General features: G+C 69.6%; 1 protein-coding gene. It reads right to left on the reverse strand.

Translation table 11 applies throughout. The features are described 5' to 3' along the window. Positions 1-110: 110 nt before the first annotated feature. On the reverse strand, positions 111-512 hold the full coding sequence (locus tag ACT84W_RS09990; RefSeq protein ID WP_417575645.1) for a hypothetical protein: 402 nt from the start codon (positions 510-512) through the stop codon (positions 111-113). Between the last annotated feature and the right edge of the window lie 71 nt (positions 513-583).

The following is a 583-nucleotide window of genomic DNA, read 5'->3' on the forward strand; positions in this document are numbered from 1 at the left end:
TTAGCGCGTTAACTCCTCGCGTGCCCAGAGGCCGGCGTTTCTTAACGCAACGCCCGTCCCGCCGCCCAGAGGTCGCGATTTCTTAGCAAGAAGGGCGCTCGCCGCCGGCGCTACCTGCGCTCCTCGACCTCCTTCTGGACCTTGCCGTCGTACACGGCGGCGCCGAGGCCGTCCACTGCGGTGATGGCAGAGACCGCGAGCACGGCCGTGCTGCCGGCGAAGACCGCGGCCACGACGCCGAGGACCACGGCGAGGACGCAGAGCACGCGGTGGCTGCCGAGCGCGCTCGGGCGGTTGGCGCCGCGGATGCCCATAACGGACGAGGCGACGGAGAGCGCGCCGAGGGCCAGCGCCGCGGGCAGGTCGAGGTAGGGGCGCATCGCGTCGAGCTGGCCCTGCCCCGCGGCGGCCTGCCCGCCGACCTTCGCGACGACGGCGAGGACGATGACGACGATGGACAGGGCGAACTGGAGGAGGCTCAAGATCTTGAGCATTTTGCGGTTGCTGGACATGGCGCCTGCTTTCTGTGGGTGACGTTGTTGCTGCTAGCGGACAGTATACCCGCCGCTTGGTCGCGACAGCG

Origin of the sequence: Paratractidigestivibacter sp., assembly GCF_052362415.1 — a bacterium.
GTDB lineage: Bacteria > Actinomycetota > Coriobacteriia > Coriobacteriales > Atopobiaceae > Paratractidigestivibacter.

Bases quoted from the DNA above. Each gene is read 5' to 3' on its own strand.
- ACT84W_RS09990 (WP_417575645.1), bottom strand. From the start codon at position 512: ATGTCCAGCAACCGCAAAATGCTCAAGATCTTGAGCCTCCTCCAGTTC.